The 15,488-nt window shown below is 40.3% G+C and carries 9 protein-coding genes; 6 read left to right on the forward strand and 3 right to left on the reverse strand.

From position 1 onward, the window contains the following. Positions 1–516: 516 nt before the first annotated feature. The 6 genes from P0Y49_12505 (at position 517) to P0Y49_12530 (ending at position 10,743) form a co-directional block, all read left to right on the forward strand. Positions 517–888, forward strand: coding sequence for a hypothetical protein (locus tag P0Y49_12505; protein ID WEK17616.1), 372 nt, complete (start codon positions 517–519; stop codon positions 886–888). 90 nt (positions 889–978) lie between these two features. Further along, entirely contained in the window at positions 979–5,346 is a 4,368-nt protein-coding gene (locus tag P0Y49_12510) for a CusA/CzcA family heavy metal efflux RND transporter (GenBank protein WEK17617.1), read from the forward strand. A gap of 4 nt (positions 5,347–5,350) precedes the next feature. Next, positions 5,351–6,652 (forward strand): efflux RND transporter periplasmic adaptor subunit, encoded by a 1,302-nt coding sequence (locus P0Y49_12515; protein ID WEK17618.1) that lies wholly within the window; start codon positions 5,351–5,353, stop codon positions 6,650–6,652. A 23-nt stretch (positions 6,653–6,675) separates the two neighbouring features. Continuing rightward, positions 6,676–7,098, forward strand: a complete 423-nt coding sequence (locus P0Y49_12520; GenBank protein WEK17619.1) for a transcriptional repressor — start codon at positions 6,676–6,678, stop codon at positions 7,096–7,098. Between the two features lie 35 nt (positions 7,099–7,133). Further along, positions 7,134–9,131 carry a heavy metal translocating P-type ATPase gene (locus tag P0Y49_12525; GenBank protein WEK17620.1) on the forward strand — a complete coding sequence of 666 codons (1,998 nt, stop codon included), beginning with the start codon at positions 7,134–7,136 and terminating at the stop codon, positions 9,129–9,131. Positions 9,132–9,222: 91 nt separating this feature from the next. Then, positions 9,223–10,743 (forward strand): hypothetical protein, encoded by a 1,521-nt coding sequence (locus tag P0Y49_12530; GenBank protein ID WEK17621.1) that lies wholly within the window; start codon positions 9,223–9,225, stop codon positions 10,741–10,743. A gap of 165 nt (positions 10,744–10,908) precedes the next feature. Here the strand turns inward: P0Y49_12530 and P0Y49_12535 are convergent, their stop codons facing one another. From P0Y49_12535 to P0Y49_12545, 3 genes are all read right to left on the reverse strand, one after another. Continuing rightward, positions 10,909–12,330 (reverse strand): GDSL-type esterase/lipase family protein, encoded by a 1,422-nt coding sequence (locus P0Y49_12535; protein WEK17622.1) that lies wholly within the window; start codon positions 12,328–12,330, stop codon positions 10,909–10,911. 135 nt (positions 12,331–12,465) lie between these two features. Beyond that, positions 12,466–13,980, reverse strand: coding sequence for a DUF4955 domain-containing protein (locus P0Y49_12540; protein WEK17623.1), 1,515 nt, complete (start codon positions 13,978–13,980; stop codon positions 12,466–12,468). A 7-nt stretch (positions 13,981–13,987) separates the two neighbouring features. Continuing rightward, positions 13,988–15,427: an alpha-L-fucosidase gene (locus tag P0Y49_12545; protein WEK17624.1), complete on the reverse strand. Its 1,440-nt coding sequence runs from the start codon at positions 15,425–15,427 to the stop codon at positions 13,988–13,990. Between the last annotated feature and the right edge of the window lie 61 nt (positions 15,428–15,488).

Consider the following 15,488-nt stretch of genomic DNA (forward strand, 5'->3'; position numbering starts at 1 on the left):
AACATCAAGGCTTTTTTCGATTTCTTTGCAATCTTTTCGCAGCCCGGTTAGTGCAATTTTATAAAACTTTACTATCCTTTTTCCCCTCGTCTTATTTCAATTGGGTTTTTCCGAACCAGAGACGAACCGGAGTCGAACCCAAGTCGGCTCAGGAGCGACTTAGTTAAGGACCTGAACACTGCCATTCTATAAGTGTAACACAAACCCGAAAACGAGCCTAAAAATGTGTTTATGGTTGCTATTTTTGTTTTCATGAACTAAATGTAGTGCGAAATAAAAATACCGGCTTGCATTCTATGCATTTATCGACACACCAAGCGCAAATCACCTAACATATTCATTAAATGCAGTTTAAATGACAGGAAAATTATACATGATGAAAAAGGCAACTCTGGTCTTGATGTGATTTTTTCACAAAACTACATTTGCAATATTCTCATTACGTTAAGATTTTTTTAAAGGCTAGAAGAAATCTCAACCACTTTTATTAACTTTAAATTAAAATAAAACAGTCAAATGATAACGAATGATTTGTTTTTTAAAAAAAAGCATTATGTTTGTAACATGAGGTATCTGGCTTTCTTATTCACCATCTACGTAATGGCCCTGTCTGCATGGCCATGCTGTGGTAGTGAAGCAGATCTTCCATCAGGCCATGAAGATGAATGTTATTCCGCTTCTGACAACCGTAGTGAAAAACATCCGAATCCACATGCCTGTTCACCATTTTTTCATTCCAGTACTTATCATGCCTTTGTAGCTGCAGCCGCAGTCACTAAAACTCCTGCAATTGTGGTAGCCGAAAAGAATAACAGTTTTCCTGATTACCAGGATGTTCCTGTTATCTTATTTTCTGGCGATATCTGGCAGCCCCCTCAATGGGTATAATTAATTCGATTTTTTTCTTCATTAATTATTAACCCACGCATTTTCATGGCAAAATTTTGCCACTGATCTGCTGTAAAACAACATCATAATATGTTTAATAAGATTATTTTATTCTCTATAAAGAATAAATTAGTTATTGGCATAATGACTCTGGCCTTAATCGCCTGGGGAATTTATTCATTAACAAGATTACCTATTGATGCTGTGCCCGACATTACTAACAATCAGGTACAAATCATCTCACAAGCGCCTAGTCTGGGCGCGCAGGAAGTTGAACAGTTTATTACGGCTCCTATTGAGCTTTCTATGGCCAACATCCCCAATGTGATCGAAAAACGTTCCATTTCACGTTCCGGGATATCTGTGATTACCATCGTTTTCGAAGATGATACTGATATTTATTGGGCAAGGCAACAGGTGGCTGCACAATTAAAAGAAGCTGAAAGCATCATTCCTAATGGAATGGTTGAGCCTACCCTGGCCCCCATTACCACTGGCCTGGGCGAAATTTATCAGTATGTTTTGCATACCAAAAAGGGGTATGAAGATAAATATTCTGCTACCGACCTCAGAACCTTGCAAGATTGGGTGGTGAGAACCCAACTTGCCGGAACTAAAGGTGTTGCCGAAGTAAGTGGCTGGGGTGGTTATGTAAAACAGTATGAAATTGCACTCGACAATGAAAAACTGAATGCCAATAATGTAACCATTGCTCAAATCTATGCGGCACTTAAAAACAATAACGAAAACACCGGCGGTTCGTATATAGAGCAGCAAAGTAATGCCTATACCATCCGAGGTATAGGCCAGGTGAAATCATTGGACGATATTGAAAAGATAGTCGTCAAAAATGTGGGTGGCGTTCCTGTACTCATCAGAGATATTGGAACAGTACAATACGGTACGGCTACAAGATATGGCGCAGTAACCAGAAACGGTACCGGTGAAGTGGTAGCCGGAATTACCCTGATGCTGAAAGGTGAAAACTTTAATCAGGTGATAGAAAATGTAAAAGAAAGGATTATCCAGGTCCAAAAAACCTTACCTGAAGGGGTGGTTATAGAACCTTATATTGACCGTACCGAATTGGTTGGTCGCTCCATCAGTACAGTTCAAAAAAACCTTATTGAAGGTGCCCTGATTGTAATTTTCGTACTCCTGCTCCTGCTTGGAAACTGGAGGGCTGGCCTGATTGTGGCTTCGGTAATTCCATTATCCATGTTGTTTGCATTTGCCATGATGCGCCTGTTTGGTGTTTCGGGCAACCTAATGAGCCTTGGGGCAATAGATTTTGGTTTAATTGTAGACGGGGCTGTCATTATTGTGGAAGCCATCATTTATAGACTAACAGAGAGCAAGCTATTTAAGGATACACCAAAGCTAACGCAACAGCAAATGGACAAAGAGGTATTTACAGCCTCTTCTAAAATCAGGGCCAGTGCTACCTTTGGTGAAATCATCATCCTTATTGTATACCTTCCTTTACTCTCCCTCCTAGGTATTGAAGGTAAAATGTTTAAGCCAATGGCCGAGACTGTCGTTTTTGCCATTGTAGGCGCCTTTATATTATCCCTTACTTATATACCGATGGTAAGCGCCCTGTTTTTAAGTAAAAACACCACACATAAAAGAAATATATCAGATAAAATCATGGATTTTTTCAGGCGCATATACAAGCCTATGCTGGAGCGTGCGCTGGACTTTAAAAAGTTAATTGTAGCCATCGCCGTAATATGCTTCGGCTTTACCTTATGGATATTTAGCCATATGGGTGGCGAGTTCCTGCCTCAGCTTGAAGAAGGAGATTTGGCTATTGAAATTGCCATGGCACAGGGAACTTCCCTTACTCAGGTGGTAGAAACATTCGGTAAGGCCGAGAAAATATTGAAAGATAACTTTCCTGAAGTAAAACAGGTAGTCACAAGGATTGGAAGTGCGGAAATACCGACCGACCCCATGCCGATAGAACGTGGCGACATGATGGTCGCTATGCTGCCAAAAGAAGAATGGACTACTGCAAAAACTAAGGATGAAATTTCGGAAAAAATGGAACATGCATTATCCGTTTTACCCGGTGTGAGTGTTGAGCTAACCCAACCTATGCAAATGCGTTTCAACGAGCTTATGACGGGTGTTAGGCAAGATGTAGCTATTAAAATTTATGGTGAAGACCTGGATGTACTAGCACAGGAAGCCAATAAAGTTTCTAAACTGATCGCCCCTGTGGCTGGCGTGAGCGAGCCGTTTGTGGAACAGGTAACCGGATTACCACAGATCGTAGTGACTTACGACAGAGATAGAATTGCACAATATGGATTAACCATTAGCGACATCAACAGTATTTTAAAAACTGCTTTTGCTGGGAATGTGGCGGGTGTAGTATTTGAAGGTGAGAAACGCTTTGATATGGTGGTCCGTTTGCAACGCGACCTTCGTGAGAACATTTCCAGTATTGAGAATTTATATATCCCCCTTCCTTCGGGTAATAAGGTGCCATTAAATCAGGTGTCGAAGATCGAACTTAAAGAAGCTCCTGCCCAAATCTCACGTGAGGATGGAAAAAGACGTATTTATGTAGGTTTTAATGTGAAAGGAAAAGATATTGAACGTACTGTAGCAGAAATTCAGCAGATATTGGATGCAAAGCTTAAACTTCCATCAGGTTACTATATTACTTATGGTGGTCAGTTCCAAAACCTTAAAGAAGCCAAAAGCAGACTTTCTGTAGCAGTTCCAATAGCCATGATTTTAATTCTAGGCTTGCTTTATTTTACCTTCAGATCTTTTACACAAACCATATTGATCTTTACGGCTGTTCCATTATCGGCTATAGGCGGTGTATTTGCCTTATTGCTTAGAAGTATGCCTTTCAGTATCTCAGCCGGGGTTGGCTTTATTGCGCTGTTCGGCGTTGCTGTATTGAATGGAATTGTACTTATCTCCTATTTCAACCAATTAAAAGAAGAGGGCGTTACTGATGTTTACAAGCGCGTAATGCAGGGTACAGCAGTGAGACTTAGGCCGGTAATTATGACTGCAGCGGTGGCTTCGTTGGGTTTTTTACCAATGGCCCTATCAGGTGGTGCAGGTGCCGAAGTGCAAAAACCTTTGGCGACTGTAGTGATTGGAGGCTTAATCTCAGCAACTCTACTCACGCTATTTGTGCTGCCTTGCTTATATGTATTAGTTACAGACCGTAAAAAGAAGCTAGGTATGCCTACAAAACCATTAGTCATAATCATGTTGTTTTTTGCAGGATTAGGACTTACAGGTTCAGTTAAAGCACAACAACTGCCGATCTCTGCAGATACAGCGGTTGCGCTTGCCCTAAAAAATAACCTGCAGTTAAAATCGTCAGGATTGGCGATCGACCAGTCAAAAGCCATGCAAAAAACTGCTTTTGATCCGGCAAAAACTGCTTTCTCGGTTTCCCAGGACCCTACAGGTAGTGGCAGTAATGACAACTCTATTTCCGTTTCTCAAAGCTTTGCCTGGCCCGGATTTTATAAGAACCAGAAAAAAGTGCTGACCGAACAAACCGGCCTTATGGAAAAATCGGGTAATTATACCAAATCGGAAATTACCCGTGACACCAGACTAGCTTACTATAAGCTGATTTACAGCATCAATACTTTAAAAATATTGGAATTGCAGGACAGCATCTACCGCAATTTCATTAAAAAATCAGAGCTCAGGTACAAGGTAGGCGAAACATCTAACCTGGAGCTGATTACAGCAAGAAACAAGTACCAGGAAGTACAAGCCTTAAAAAAAGCAGCAGAAACTGACCTCGCCATCCAACAGTTAAACCTCCAGCAGCTTTTAAATTTAAAAACAACAATCAATCCTACTGAAAAGGTGCTTCCAATACTCGATTTGGTTGAAACAGAAACAAATGGGCCCGGCAATAGTCCACTGATTGATGTATACCAGCAACAAATAGCGGTAGCTAAAGCAAAAATTGATTTGGAACGTTCGCGCACTATGCCAGATTTGACACTTGGTTACGCACAACAATTCGTGATCAAATCTTTTAATCCGGCAAATATAGATCGTAGTTATACACCAGGAACCCGAATTGCTGGTCTTCAGGTAGGTATTGCGGTGCCTATATTTAATGGTGCCAGTCGTGCAAGGGTAAACACTGAAAAAATCGCAGTACAAATTGCCGAAACAGACTACCAGCGCATACAAAACCAGCTGGCTATGCAGTATCAGCAAGAGCTTCAAAATTATGCTCAGCACAAAAGTATTGCAGATTATTTTACCTCTGATGGCTTAAAGCAGGCCGACGAGCAACTACGTATTGCACAGGTATCTTATGATCTGGGCGAGATTGGTTACATTGAATTTATTCAAAATATGGCGCTGGCTGTACAAAGTAAGCTCAATTATCTGCAAACTGTCAACCAGTTGAACCAATCAGTTATTCAATTACAATTTTTAAAAGGGAACTAATTCGATGAACGCAACACCATATATCAAAAGAAACTTAGCTGTACTCATCTGTTCAGCATTTATCATCACCGTAATCACCTCTTGCGGTGATACCACCAAAAAAGCGGAAACAACTGCGGAAGCCAAAGGAACACATGATTATGGTGCCGAAGGCCATGAAGAACACAGTGAAGCACTTGAGCTGAGTCAGGAACAAATGAATGCGGTAGGCATTGTAATTGGAAATATAGAACAAAAGAACCTGACTGAAGTTGTAAAAGCAAGTGGACAGTTGGCTGTACCACCGCAAAATGCAGCCCAGATTAATGTACTTACTGGTGGGATCATCAGAAAAATCAATGTAATTGAAGGCCAACGTGTAAATAAGGGGCAGGTATTGGTAACCATCGAAAATCAGGACCTGATCAGACTTCAACAGGATTACCTGACTGCTAAAGGTGGCTTTAGCTATGTTGAAGCCGAATACCACCGCCAGCAACAACTTAAAGCTGCCAATGCGGGTACTGGAAAGGCCCATCAGCAGGCAGAGGCTAATTATAACGCCGAACAGGCCAAACTAAAGGCTTTGGAACGCCAGCTTCAGCAATATGGCATTGCTGTTGGCCGTGTTGCATCGGGCAATATCACCTCGCAAGTGCCGGTTAAAGCGCCTATCAATGGCACAATAGGAAAAATCACAGCAGAAACAGGCTCTTATGCCCAACCGGGTGTGTCGATCATGGATATTGTAGACAACTCTAAGATCCATGCCGATCTCATTGTATTTGAAAAAGATCTATCCAAAATTAAAGTGGGCCAGAAAGTTGATTTCAGATTAACCAATCAAAAGAATGAGCAAATTGAAGGGCATATCTATGGCATCAATAAATCATTTGAGAACGATAGCAAAGGCGTGGTCGTTCATACGGTGATAAAAAAACCAGGTGCCAACCTCATTCCTGGAATGTATGTCACAGGCCTTATAGGTGTAGGTACTGCAACTGCCAACGCCGTACCTATTGACGCTGTAGTACGATCAGAGGGAAAGGAATTCATTTTTATCCTTGATGCTGGTACCAAAGCCGCACACGAGGAAGAACATGGACATACACATCAAAGAGAAGCCGAAGAAAAACACAAAGAAGAGGATGCAAAAGACGAAAATTCAGTACATTTCAAAAAAATTGAAGTAACCACGGGAGTTTCGGAATTAGGCTATATCCAGATCACGCCTGTAGAAAAATTACCTGCTAATGTTAAAGTAGTCACAAAAGGGGCCTTTTATTTGCAGTCAAAATCATCAGGACCGGCAGAACACAGTCATTAATTGAACAATTAGCAGAAAGCATTATGATACAGGACATGGAACGCAGACTTAAAGCCAGGCATATTAATCCTACCGCCATGCGTTTATTGGTCTTGGAGTTTTTAACAAAACAAACTGCAGCGATAAGTTTAAATGATCTTGAAAAAGGTATGGCTCCATCAGACCGTATCACCCTATACCGAACGTTAAAAACTTTTGAAGAAAAAGGTTTAGTACATAGTATAGAAGATGGTAGTGGCGCCACCAAGTATGCTTTATGCGATGCAGATTGTGATGGGGAAAACCATCATGATCTGCATGTTCACTTTTACTGCAACAATTGCAGGGAAACCTTTTGTTTGCCCAACACCAGCATTCCGGAACTGGCCTTACCTGAAGGTTTTAAACAAGAGGAAATGAACCTGATCATCAAGGGTATTTGTAAAGTTTGCAATAGCATTGCATAAGATCATGCCTTACCTTTGATTTATAATTTAAGGTTATGAAGGTATCAAACATAAGTTCGGGCTGCTGTGGAGCTGAAGAACTCAATCATAAAATAAAACATCATCACCATATGGAGCCGCTATCCGCTGTTCACGAACATAGTGACGACGATGGGCATAACCATGGAGCGGAATCAGCCCAAAGCTGGACCAGTCACTGGCCACTGTTAACATCTCTTACTGTTGTAGTGGTAATGATGGTATTAGAATACGGCTTCCACATCACCTTTAACAACCTAATACAGCTAACCATCTATGTTCCCGCTTACTTATTAGCAGGATATAATGTATTGAACCTGGCTTTTAGAAAAGCCCTAAGATTTGATTTCTTTAATGAATTCTTTTTAATGAGTGTGGCCACTATCGGTGCTTTCACTATTGGCTCGTATAGCGAGGGGGTAGCCGTAATGGTTTTCTACTCTATCGGTGAATGGTTTCAAGATAATGCAGTAAGTAATGCCAAACGAAGCATTAAAGCGCTATTGGATATTAGGCCAAATGCCGTTGATGTGATTAGAGATGGAAAAGTTTTTACTGTTGATCCGGCAGAAGTGGACATTGACGAGATGATACAGGTAAAACCAGGTGAAAAAGTAGGGTTGGATGGTATATTGTTGTCGGACAAAGCCACCTTCAATACCGCCGCATTGACCGGAGAAAGCAAACCCGACAATAAAATTAAAGGTGAAATCGTACTTGCCGGAATGATCAATCTGGAGCAAGTAAGTACAGTTCAGATTAAAGCTGTATTTAAAGATAGTAAGCTGAGTAAAATATTGGAAATGGTGCAGGATGCTACAGCACGTAAATCACAAACGCAATTGTTCATTTCTCGTTTTGCCAAAATATACACCCCTATCGTATTTGCATTGGCTGTTATGGTGGTTACACTGCCATGGCTCGTTGTTTCAGATTATGTTTTTAGAGATTGGTTATACAGAGGCCTGGTCTTTTTAGTAATCAGTTGTCCTTGTGCACTGGTAGTCTCTATCCCCCTTGGCTATTTTGGCGGAATTGGTTTAGCTTCTAAAAATGGAATCTTATTTAAAGGTTCAAACTTTCTGGATGTGATGACCAAAGTAAATACTATTGTGATGGATAAAACCGGTACGCTAACTAAAGGTGTATTTGAAGTTCAAAAAATAGTGACCAATAATTTTGAGGAAAGAGAATTAATCTTACTAACAGCTGCTATTGAAAGTAAATCTACCCATCCTATTGCAATTGCTGTAGTTAAATATGCAGGAGATGACTATCGTGAAGCCAGAATTGGAAACATAGAAGAAATCCCTGGCCATGGACTTAAAGGAACAATAAACGAGAAGTCGATACTTGCGGGAAATACCAAACTGCTTAAAAAGTTCGGCGTGGAGTACGACCATAGTATCGACAGCGAAGCGGATACTATTGTTGTCATTGCTGTTGATGGTAAATATGCGGGTTACATTATCATTGCAGATGAGCTTAAAGAAGATGCCAAACAGGCTATTGCTGACATGCATCGATTAAATATCCAAACGGTAATGCTTAGCGGCGATAAACAAAGTGTGGTGAATAAAGTGGCCAAACTGTTGGGCATTGATCATGCTTATGGCGATCTGTTACCTGAGGACAAAGTAAAAAAGGTAGCAACACTTAAAAATGACGGTAAGCACCTGGCCTTTGTAGGTGATGGGGTAAATGATGCGCCTGTTGTAGCCCTTTCCGATGCAGGGGTTGCCATGGGCGGGCTGGGTAGTGATGTAACAATAGAGACGGCCGATGTTGTCATCCAGAACGATCAGCCTTCAAAAATTGTAACTGCTATAAGAATTGGAAAACTCACCAGAAACATTGTTTGGCAAAATATAGTTTTTGCTTTGGGGGTTAAAATCATTGTCTTGATTTTAGGCGCAGGAGGTATGGCTACTTTATGGGAAGCGGTAATTGCCGATGTAGGCGTAGCCCTACTGGCTATTTTAAATGCAGTCCGCATTCAGCAAATGAAGTTATAAATCATTGCCAATTGAATTTATAAATCTGCTAATAACGTGTATTAAAAAATCGGTTTTTATGACGCAATTGCATTAGCAATTATATATTTCAATGAAAACCAAATCAACTTTAGCGATCTGCATTCTGTTTATTGCAGGATTAACACTTTCCTTTGTAAAAGACAAGGTATGGACCTCCAAATTCTTATCGGTAAACAAAGATGGCAGCATTACCTATTTCCCCGATGAGAAGGGTAATATTATTCCCGATTTTAGCCGCGTAGGCTATCATCATGGTTTAAAAGAAATTCCCCAGGTAAAAGTGGTAAAAACGGTTTCACCAGTAAAAGGTGATGCCGGTAGCACCATTCAGGAAGCCATTGATGAGGTATCGGCAATGCCGCTTGGTGCTGATGGCTTTAGAGGTGCAATTCTATTAAAAAAGGGCGATTATCCTATTTCAGGAACGATTAACATAAAAGCTGAGGGCATCGTTTTAAGAGGTGAAGGAAATACTGCTGAGGGCACCAGACTAATTGCCTCAGGCAAAGGCTTACGCTCATTGCTCAAAATTAATGGAAAAGGCAAAATTTCTGAAGTTGGCGACAAGGTGAAAATTACTGACGCCTATGTGCCTACCGGTGCAAAATCTTTTCAGGTAGCCTCATCAAAAGGGTTTAAAGCCGGCGATAGAATCATTGTTTACAGACCAGGAACAGAAAACTGGATTCACGATCTTCAGATGGATAAAATTGAAGAAAGAAATGGAACTAAACAATGGAAAGCGGACCAATATAACCTTAGCTACGAAAGAGAAATTGTAGCGGTAGATGGCAATAAAATCACCATAGACAATCCGATAGTGATGGCTATGGAAGAGCAATATGGTGGTGGGCTAATTTTTAAATACGAATTTAAAGGACGTATAAAAGAGGTGGGCGTTGAGAACATCTATTTTGAATCTGAATATGCCAATGATACTGATGAAGATCATGGTTGGATTGCTGTTGATTTTAATCAAATTGAAAATGCCTGGGTAAGTGATGTAACTTCCCGCTATTTTGGTTACGCTTGTGTAAGTTTAGATGGTGATGCAAAAAATGTAACGGTAAAGAATTCAAAATGCTTTGATGCCAAATCGGTCATTACTGGAGGTAAAAGGTATTCGTTTAACAATACCGGCCAGCAAAATCTATTTATGGATCTGGAAACTACTGAAGGCAGACACGATTATGTGACAGGAGCCAAAACATGTGGGCCTAATGTTTTTTTCCGCTGCAAATCAAGAAAGACACATGCTGATATTGGTCCGCACCACCGTTGGTCTAGCGGTACTCTGTATGACAATATTGATACGGATGGTGAGATTAATGTACAAGACCGTGGTAACTGGGGTAGTGGTCACGGCTGGGCTGGTGTTACTCAGGTATTGTGGAATTGCAAGGTTAAAGGTGCTGCCATTCAAAATCCATGGGTATCGGGTAAAAATTATGCTGTTGGTGTACAGGGAGACAAGTTGAAAGGACGTCTAAATGGAAAGCCTGATGGAGAATGGGAAGGTTTAAATAAAACTGATCTTCAACCAGCTTCGCTGTATTTGGCACAAATTAAAGCGGCAAAGGGGGTAAAATAGGGATTCTTCTCTGAGTCTGCATTTCTTCAGCGCTGAAAAAGCGCTAAAAAAAGCTAGGTCTCATCGAAAACCCAATTTTACAGTTAAGGCACAATCAAAACATTCAGTTTGGATTGTGCCTTACTTGTTTTTACGCTTACTTATATTTTTACTTTTAGAGGTAGGTTAATTTCTGGATTTTAAAATAAAATCGACTATCGGTGCCGGATTAGGCAAACTGTGTGGATGATGTTTTCCTTCAGGCTTATGAATGATTGTGATATTACCTCCTGCTTGCTTAATTTTCTCTGCAAAAGGCAATGTATTTTCTGACATAGGAACCAGTTCGTCCATATCACTACAAACGTGGAGCATCGGATATTTTCCTTTAACAATTTCTTTAATTTTATCTATTGGACTACCAGCAAAACCTGCAGCCTGTTCTTCAGTAACATAACCATAATCCTTTAAAAAAATATCCCAATCCTTCTTACTTCCAGGTCCTACACCTTTACCACCTGGCCAACTTTTTAAATCCAATACTGGGTTATCTGCATATACACAAGCCACCTTTGAAGGGTTTACTGCTGCCCAATTATAAACATATACTCCACCGCGACTCATCCCTTCTAATACAGCCTTTTTAGCAAATCCCATTTTCTGCAACTGATTATAGAAATCATTCCAAACTCCAATTGCCTCCGCATTACCAAACAACTCAGCAACATCACAATACACCACATAAAAACCACGTTCCAACAGTGCAATATCCGTTTGTGGTTCATGTCCCCAAAACCTTGCTCTCCATATCCATGGCATATCTTTAGCAGTTGCTTTAGGTGCTACAATCTTTGCTTTATGACCTTTAAAGTCAAACGAAAAGCAGTTGTATCCATAAAAATTACTTTTCTCAGCATGCTTTATTATTCCTTTCCCTTCTGCCTCAACAGGTTCAGTTTGCAACTTAATAAAATCATACAATCGTGAAGCGATAAACCCTGCCCCCACTGCATTAGGATGAATTTTATCTGCCAGTAGTTCTTCCTTATCTGCAAACAAACTATATAAATCAAGTATAGCTAATTTTTCATCATAAGCCACCTTCTGAATCATAGGAATCATAGTTTCTTTTAGATAAGTCCCAGAAATACCAAATTTCTCATCCGAAAAGGCTTTTACAGGCAATAACAAAACTACCCTTGGGTGACTTGGCAATTCCCTAAAACTTCGGATCATATCATGATAATCTTGCTCAAAATCACCCATCATTGGTCTATTCACCACTTTACTATCGTTGGTACCTAACTTAATAAATACCAAATTGGGATTACTCAATAATGCTTTCTGATATTCCGGTGTATTCCAATACGGTTTATTACCCTTCTTAAGCATCGTAGCCCCACTTACACCAAAATTAAGCACCTCATAACCTGCTCCTAATAAAGCCTGTAACTGAGCAGGGTAAGACTCCTGAGCCCTATTTGTTAATCCCGATCCAAAAGTGATGCTATTCCCAATGCAAGTGATCCGTATTTTTGACTGCGCAAAAGAATGCCCAACAATAAAAAACAGCCCCCAGAAAAGAGTCAGCTTAAAAATATATTTCATCTCGATTTGATTTAACAGCCCAATTTAGCCTCCCTAAACATAGCCATCCAGTTTAGCAAAAAATTACCTTCTCAGAAAAGACCTAGAAATTTTTGCCTTCTTCAGGCAAAAAGTTCCAGTCTTTGAAGAGAACGGTTATTTTTTCATTCTTAATGCCAACTGCGCCTCAAACAACGATTTCGGCAACACCGTTTCCCCCTTCATTTCTACTAACCCAGCATTCACAAAAGTAACCGGCTTATCAGAAGTAAAGCCTACAATAATCGGCGCAGCAATCGTATAATTCCTACGTCTACTCATGTCCCAAAAATTATAATTCTGTTCCTTATCAGACTTATGATGAAAATTCCATAATACCAACTCCTTACCATGATGCGGATGTCCCGGTTCAGGGCCTCCTAAATTATAAAAAACACCACCATCAATATCATCATAAAGCGTAGCATAAGGCTGCCCGGAATGAATATCAAAGTTCTGATCAGACCCCAAAGAACACTGGCTAACTACTGTTCCAACTGCACTGTATCCCGTACCTGCACCATGATGCTGAGCACCATTAAAAGTACAATGTTTCACCAATACCCCATATCCAGTACGTGCATGCACAGAAGCATGCCCTTTTTTACCCCTAAAATGTGTATTTTCCACAGTAACCTGATACCCGGAACGTATATATACCCCTTCATTCCAGTCATGAAACTCACAATTGCGAACCCAGCTATTTTTAACAAATTCCATACCTACAGCTTCATAAGCGTAGTCATGAATCTCATTTTTATGATGGATAAATTCTTCAGGATAATTCTTCCAGTTGCTGGTAAACAATATATCCTCTACACCACAATGATCGATGGAATTATAGGACTCTATCGTCCAGTCGGCCGACTTAACCATTTTGATATCGATGTGTATCGGATTTTTAAAACTAACCTTATTCCCCTCAATCTTATTTATTGTATGAATTTCATAAATCAACATCCCTCCTTTATCGCCAAACAACCTTGTCCATTGTGGCTTTAATTCTAAAGGAGCAAAATAAAGCTTTGTAAATTCCTCACTTCTATGGCGAACAACTACATCCTGACCTATTTTAAGTTTCGAAGCATCTTGAACAACAACAGAAAAAGTCTCACGCCCGGCATCTTTAACAATGGTCGCTAATTTTTCGAACTTATCGTTTTCTGGTTTAAACAAAAACTGTCTGCCGTTGATTCTCATATTGGCCTGATAAATTTCTGTACCACCAGCTCCACTGCCACTGCCTTTTAAAACAATATTACTTTTAGTTATTCTGATTTGCTTCTTCGCATCTTCATTTGCAGCAATTAAATATTTACCGGGTGAGAAGAACACTACTCCGCCCCCAGGATTTGCTTCAGCTGCATCAATAGCCTTTTGGATAGCTACATCATCGTACTGATCATCATTGGGCTTTGCACCATAATCATCTACCTTAAAATACTTTTTATCACTAACCGATGGGAGTGGTATTTCGGAGAATCCATAACCGGCATAAGAAAAATCAGGCAGCACTGGTGTGCTGCCTTCCTTTTTTGATTTTACAAAATCCAGCCACAGGGGAGATACTTTTTGTGCCTGGGCGGTTACCGTTAAGAGCAATACGTTTAAAACAAGAGTTATTTTTTTCAAAATCTTATTAATCTAATGCGCCAGTTTTCATTTCTTTCTTAGGTTTTGTTTCTATCTGATGAGCTACTGTCCCCTCAAACTCAACCTTAATTACACTTGCGATTTTATCAGGTGCAGTCGCAGCTACATTAATAGTCAGTGCATCACCATTGGTTTCAGTTTTCAAATTACCTTTTGAAGCCAGTAAAGTGGCAGATACAACTTTGTTCTTTATGCCCCGAATAACCAGTTGACCATTTGCAGGCCAGTTAAATACAGAAAAGTAAAGCGTTGTACCTTTTGGCATCTCTTTTCTTGTACAGCGACCCCAACTTAAAGGCTCCAATGGACTCGATTTAGTACCATATATTGCTTCATTGTTGACCTTCATCCAGGCACCTATTTCTTTCAAACGATCTATACTTTCCTGCGGAAATGTACCATCAGGTTTTGGACCAACATTCAATAAATAGTTCCCCCCTTTTGAAGCGATATCAGCCAGGTTACGAATTAAAGTCTCTGTAGATTTCCATTTATTGTCTGAAGTTCTAAACCCCCAGGTACCATTCATGGTCATACAGGTTTCCCAATCCATGCCATCCAATTCAGCCTGAGTAGGTATTTTTTGTTCCGGTGTTTTGGTATCACCGGGGAAATTCGGGCGTTTTAACCTGTCATTCGTAATGATCTGTGGTTGCGATTTTAAAGCTGCCTGCAATTTCAAAGCCGCCTCATCTGTCATATTGGTTGGTGTATCCCACCAAAGCACAGCAATCTCACCATAATTTGTCATCAGTTCCTTAACCTGTGGCACGGCCACTTCATCAATATACTGATCAAAAGTTCTGGTCATCTGAGCCGGATCCCAATGTCCTTTATTCGCCAATGTATAAGCATCAATTTTAGCTGAATCCGGGTTTAACCAGCCCTCTTTCATTTCCTTTCTTGCAGCTGATCCTCCAGGGTTATTCCAATCCTGAGCCTGGGAATAATAAAAGCCTAGCTTAATACCATATTTTTTACAAGCCACAGCTAATGGAGCTAGCAAATCTTTCCCATAAGGTGTCGCATCAGTAATGTCCCATTTGCTGGCTTTAGAGTTAAACAAAGCAAATCCATCATGATGTTTTGCAGTAATGATAATGTATTTCATTCCTGCATCCTTTGCCGTTCTTACCCATGCATCCGGGTCATACTTTACAGGATTAAAGCTTTTCGCCATTTCCTGATACTCAGCAACGGGAATTTTAGAACGGTTCATGATCCACTCTGCGCCCCCCCTTAGCTGCTCATGTCCTTTATAAACACCCGCAAACTGGGCATATACGCCCCAATGGATAAACATACCGAATTTGGCATCCCGCCACCAGGCCATTCGTTCATCCTTTGTCAATGCTTTCTGGCTATATACAGACTGGCCTAATATTAAAAAAGCCGCTACTACTAAAAGTACTTTTCGTTTATACATGATTTGGTTTTATTTAATTCCTAATTTAAAGCTTATCAAGTTGTCAATATTCAGCGAAATT

The sequence above is a fragment of the Candidatus Pedobacter colombiensis genome, assembly GCA_029202485.1.
Lineage (GTDB): Bacteria > Bacteroidota > Bacteroidia > Sphingobacteriales > Sphingobacteriaceae > Pedobacter > Pedobacter colombiensis.

What these genes read in the sequence shown, in the direction of transcription:
- P0Y49_12535 (WEK17622.1), bottom strand. Translation starts at nt 12,330, where the DNA reads ATGAAATATATTTTTAAGCTGACTCTTTTCTGGGGGCTGTTTTTTATT.
- P0Y49_12515 (WEK17618.1), top strand. Translation starts at nt 5,351, where the DNA reads ATGAACGCAACACCATATATCAAAAGAAACTTAGCTGTACTCATCTGT.
- P0Y49_12545 (WEK17624.1), bottom strand. Translation starts at nt 15,427, where the DNA reads ATGTATAAACGAAAAGTACTTTTAGTAGTAGCGGCTTTTTTAATATTA.
- P0Y49_12525 (WEK17620.1), top strand. Translation starts at nt 7,134, where the DNA reads ATGAAGGTATCAAACATAAGTTCGGGCTGCTGTGGAGCTGAAGAACTC.
- P0Y49_12520 (WEK17619.1), top strand. Translation starts at nt 6,676, where the DNA reads ATGATACAGGACATGGAACGCAGACTTAAAGCCAGGCATATTAATCCT.
- P0Y49_12530 (WEK17621.1), top strand. Translation starts at nt 9,223, where the DNA reads ATGAAAACCAAATCAACTTTAGCGATCTGCATTCTGTTTATTGCAGGA.
- P0Y49_12510 (WEK17617.1), top strand. Translation starts at nt 979, where the DNA reads ATGTTTAATAAGATTATTTTATTCTCTATAAAGAATAAATTAGTTATT.
- P0Y49_12505 (WEK17616.1), top strand. Translation starts at nt 517, where the DNA reads ATGATAACGAATGATTTGTTTTTTAAAAAAAAGCATTATGTTTGTAAC.